The sequence below is a fragment of the Mycobacterium sp. 29Ha genome, from assembly GCF_032883055.1.
GTDB classification, from domain to species: Bacteria; Actinomycetota; Actinomycetes; order Mycobacteriales; family Mycobacteriaceae; genus Mycobacterium; species Mycobacterium gallinarum.
Genome location: NZ_JAMQTI010000058.1, coordinates 1 through 5,215, shown reverse-complemented (window position 1 = coordinate 5,215; position 5,215 = coordinate 1). Strand labels below are relative to the sequence as shown.

The window sequence follows — 5,215 nt, the reverse complement described above, 5'->3', positions numbered from 1 at the left end:
TCGCTCTCGTGGTCGGCGATGGTGGTCTGTCGCTCTTCTGGTCGCAGCGGAGCGGGCGATAGGCGCGCGACATACCATTCGCCGTTGCGCCATGCCGTCTCGTCTTCGTCGGACCCGCTGAGCAGCTGCTGCGCCACCTGCTCGACGTCGGTGACTCCGTCCAGATCGATTTGAGTTGCGCTCAAGTGCGGATGCTCAACACCGATCACCCGTGTAATGCCGCGCAGGCCAGCCTGGTCCAGATTGGCCATATCATCCGCCAGGACCGTCTGTGCGTTGCGGGTCACGACATACAGGCGAGGTGCTCCGCCCTGGAGCTCTGATAGTTCACGGGCGATACGGACCAGATGCTGCACATACTCACGACCCAGCGACAGGAATTGCGCCTCGGTATCGCTGTTGTCCGCTCCCGCGAGTACTACCACACCGGTGATTCCACCGGCACGCAAATGATTTCGCAGTTGTTCCGTGGTAGTGATGCCGTCGACGTGCTCTAGCCAGCGTATGGTGTTGCACTGCGCGTCGTGCCCTTTCATTACGTCAGCCAGTGCGGTGGCTGCCGCGTCTGTGTCGGCGACGCTGATCAACAACCAGGTTCCGGCCTTGGCATGAGGGAGTTCGGGCAATGGTCGCTGCCGCCATTCGATGGTCAGCAGCCGCTCGCCCAGCACGCGATCCCGAAGGTCCTCCTCGGATTCTCCGGTGCCCAATCGGAGCCCCTGCACGGCAAGCAGGACCGTGCCGTGCTCGTCGAGCACATCCAGGTCGGCCTCAACGCCAGTAGCGTCGGCTTTCACCAGCCGCGTGTAGCAGTAGTGCGCGCTGTGGGCCCGGCCGTAGGCGCGCAGGCGACGCACGCCCAATGGCAATGCCAGCAATTCCCCGGCGAGGGCCTGGACTTCGGGATGCGCCGCTACGGACTGAAAACACGCATCCAGTAGCGCAGGGTGGACACCGTAAGCATCTTGTTGCGAGCGGAGATCCCGGGGTAGCGCGACCTCGGCCACCACGGTTCGGGTTTCCCGCTCGCCGATATGCACCGCACCGAGACCGGTAAACGCCGGACCGTATTGAACACCCTGCTGGCTCAGGCGGTTACGCACGTCGGCGCCATCGGCGCGGCGTGGATGCGCGGCAATGAGCGCGCAGGTGTCGTAGGCAGGTGGTCGCTGATCATCCGCGATATGAAGGACTGCGGTAGCTTGCCGCGCTTGTTCGTCTTGTTGCCGTGTTTCTACGGTGAAGTCGACGAAGCCCGGCGATGCGACCGACGCCGAGGCTCCGACCGTGGTCTGCTCATCCAGGAGCAACGCCTGCTGGAAGCGGATGTCACGGACCTCAGAATCCCCGCCCAGCAATGATTGTGCCGCAGCAAGCGCCATTTCGCAGTAGGCCGCTCCCGGAAGCACGGCCACATCGCGAACCCGGTGCTCAGCGAGCCATGGCTGAGCATCAGTGCCGACCTCGGCTTCCCAGACGTGGCGTTCCGGTTCTTCCTGCAGGTGCACATGCTGGCCCAACAGCGGATGTACGACAACGGTGCTGCCACCATGTGTGGTGGATTGCTGACCGTCGCTGGTCAGCCATAGCCGACGGTGCGTCCAGGTCGGTAGCGGCGCGTCCAACAGGCGCCCATTCGGATACAGCACGGAGAAGTCGACCGCGGCACCCGCACTGTGCAGATCTGCCACGACGCCGCGCAGCCCGTGTGGCAGATCTTGTTCACGCCGCATGCCGGCCAGGACCGCCAGCGGCATGTCAAGACTGCGTGCGGTCTGCTCAACAGCATGGGTGAGCAATGGGTGCGGCGCCAACTCCGCGAACACCCGATAGCCGTCTTCCAATGCGGCCCGCACCGCCGCGCCGAATCGCACCGTGCGGCGCAGATTGTCCACCCAGTATCTGCTGTCACACACCGGCTGCTCGCGCGGGTCGAACTGGGTCGCCGAGTAGAACGGAATCTGCGGCGTCATCGGATTGAGCTCTGCCAGTAAGTCCGTCAACTCGTCGAGAATCGGCTCGACCTGCGGCGAATGTGATGCGACGTCGACGGCGATCTCGCGGGCCATCACGTCACGCAGCTCCCAGTCCGAAACCAGCTCGCGAACCGTCTGGGCGGCACCGCCAATCACCGTTGACTGGGGGGAAGCCACTATCGCCACCACGACGTCTTTTACGCGGCGCGCCGTCAATTCCGAAAGTACTTGCTTGGCAGGTAATTCCACCGATGCCATTGCGCCGGCACCCGCGATGCGGGTCATCAACCGCGAACGCCGACAGATAACACGCACACCGTCTTCCAGCGACAGTGCGCCCGCGACGACCGCCGCAGCGGCCTCGCCAAGGGAGTGCCCGATGACCGCGCCCGGGCGCACTCCGTACGCCTCAAGAGCGGCCGCCAGCGCAACCTGCATGGTGAACAGGGTCGGCTGAACCCGGTCGATACCGGTCACGGTCTGCGCTGCCGACATCGCCTCAGTCACCGAAAACCCGCACTCGCGGGCGATCATGGGCTCGGCTTGCGCAACCGTGGCCGCAAACACCGGCTCGGTGGCCAGCAGCTGCGCGCCCATCGCCGCCCACTGCGACCCCTGCCCGGAAAACACCCACACCGGACCCCGATCATCGCGCCCGACCGCAGCGTCATACGGAGTGTCGCCGTCGGCGACCTGGCGCAAGGCCACGGTGAGCTCAGCTCGGCTGCTGGCGACGACGGCGGTGCGCACCGGGCGGCGCGCGCGCCGACGCGCCAGGGTGTAGGCCAGGTCCGGCAACGCCACGTCATTGTGTGCAGCTACCCAGTCGGCCAGTCGGCCAGCGGTACGGCGCAGCTCATCGGCCGAGGTCGACGACAGCGCAAACAGCTGCGGCGCCGTCGCTGACACGTCAGCTGAAATGCCCTCGGGCGCAGCGGCTTCCGGAGCCTGCTCCACGATGGCATGAACATTGGTTCCCGAAAGACCATACGATGACACCGCCGCCCGGCGAGGTGCATTACCGTCGGTGGGCCACGGCGTATTCTCCTGCGGCACAAAAAGGTTGGTGTCGATACGGGCTAGCTGATCGGGCAGACGCGTGAAATGCAGATTTCGCGGAACAGCACCGTGTCCGATCGCGAGTACCGCCTTGATCAGCCCGAGAACACCGGCAGCGGATTGGGTATGGCCGAGGTTGGTCTTCACCGAGCCGAGCGCGCAGGCATTCTCGACGCCGTATACCTTGGCCAGGCTGGTGAATTCGCTGGGATCACCCACCGGGGTGCCCGTGCCGTGTGCCTCGACCATCCCGACGCTACCGGCGTCCACGCCCGCAATCTCCAACGCCGCCTGATACACCGCGGTCTGCGCACTCAGCGACGGTGTCGAGATGTTCACCGTGTGGCCATCTTGGTTGGCGGCCGTGCCACGCACCACGGCCAAGATCCGATCACCGTCGCGTAATGCATCCGGCAAACGCTTCAGCAACACCACCGCACTGGCTTCGCCACACACATACCCGTCGGCCGCGACGTCGAAGGCATGACAGTGTCCCGTCGGAGAAAGATGGCCCTCGGCGGTGCCCGCGACGAACTTCCGTGGATCCAGCATCACGAAAGCGCCGCCCGCGAATGCCATGTCGCTCTCAGCGTCGTTCAGGCTGCGGCAGGCCATGTGCACCGCGGTCATGCTCGATGAACAGGCGGTGTCCACCGTCAACGCCGGACCGCGAAGTCCCAGGGCGTAGGCGATCCGCCCGGACGCCATGCTGAAGATGTTGCCTTGAAAGCCGTATGGCTTCTCCATCGCGTGAGAACCGGCCGTCACGAGTTGGTAGTCGTAATGAGTGAGTCCCATGAACACACCGGTGCGAGATTCGTGCAATTGCTCCGGGGTCAGGCCGGCGTGCTCCATGGCCTCCCACGAGCTCTCCAGCAACAACCGGTGCTGCGGATCAAGCGCGGTGGCCTCCCGCTCGTTGATCCCAAAAAATTCGGGATCGAAGCCGGCGACGTCATCAAGAAATGCGCCCCACTTTGACAGCGAGCGACCGGGCACCCCTGGCTCGGGGTCGTAATATTCGTCAGCGTCCCAACGGTCGGGTGGAACTTCGGTGACCAGGTCATCACCCCGCAACAACGCCTCCCACAACTGCTCAGGGGAGTCGATACCGCCGGGAAGACGACACGCCATGCCGATGACAGCAACCGGTGTGACAGGTGTCGTATTCATAGTGGGCAAGAAATTCGCTGAAGCTGGCCGTGTGCCATCGGGTCGAGCACCGGACAAGGCTATCCAATCGTTGCGGCGATTCGGAGCGGAATGGATTGGTCTGCGGCGATCAGACCGGACTCATCACCTTTATTGTCTGGGCAGCAGCACAAGAGTTAGGCGATTATTCAACTTCTCTCATCCGAGGGCGCGGCGGCGACGGACACGTTAACCTCATGCGGTGGTTGCGACGTCCATTCCGGCCCTGGTGTGCGAACGTGCAAGTCTTCAGCCGGATGACACTGCATTCACGTTCATTGACTACGACCAGGACTGGGCCGGCGTTCCCGAGAGCTTGACGTGGTTGCAGTTGTATCGGCGGGCGCTGAACGTCGCAGGTGAGCTGAGACAGCATGCAGCACCTGGTGATCGCGCCGTAATTCTGGCTCCGCAGGGACTGGATTACATCGTTGCTTTCCTGGGTGCATTGCAGGCCGGGCTTATCGCGGTTCCGCTTTCGGTCCCGCTGGGCGGCGCCAGCGACGACCGTGTCGATTCGGTATTGCGCGACGCCTCGCCCGCCGCCGTCCTCACCACATCGGCTGCCCTTGGACCAGTGACCTCACACGTCACCGTGCAGCCAGGAACGTCCCCGCCCGCCATCATGGAAATTGATTTGCTGGATCTGGACGCGCCCGTGCGATCCGAGGGTCGCGAAGATGGCCCACAAACAACCGCCTATTTGCAATACACATCGGGATCAACCCGGAACCCAGCCGGAGCAATGATCTCCTATCGCAACATTTTCGCCAATTTCAAGCAGCTTCTGCCTGACTTTTTTTCGCGCCACGGAGGCGTCGCTCCGCTAGACACCACATTTGTGTCGTGGTTGCCGTTCTATCATGACATGGGTTTGGTGCTCGGAGTTTGTGCGCCAACTTTGCTGGGACTACCCGCAGTGCTTACCAGCCCGGTGTCGTTCTTGCAGCGTCCGGCCCGGTGGATGCAATTGTTGGCAACTCACACTC

The 5,215-nt window shown here is 63.5% G+C and carries 2 protein-coding genes; one reads left to right on the top strand and one right to left on the bottom strand.

Translation table 11 applies throughout. The features are described from left to right. Positions 1 to 4,208: sulfolipid-1 biosynthesis phthioceranic/hydroxyphthioceranic acid synthase (gene pks2 / locus M1248_RS33055; protein WP_317150911.1), on the bottom strand; the 4,208-nt coding region annotated here is incomplete at its 3' end. Between the two features lie 220 nt (positions 4,209 to 4,428). Between pks2 and M1248_RS33050 the strand changes: the two genes are divergently transcribed. Further along, the coding region (locus M1248_RS33050) for an AMP-binding protein (protein WP_317150910.1) at positions 4,429 to 5,215 on the top strand (787 nt) is incomplete at its 3' end.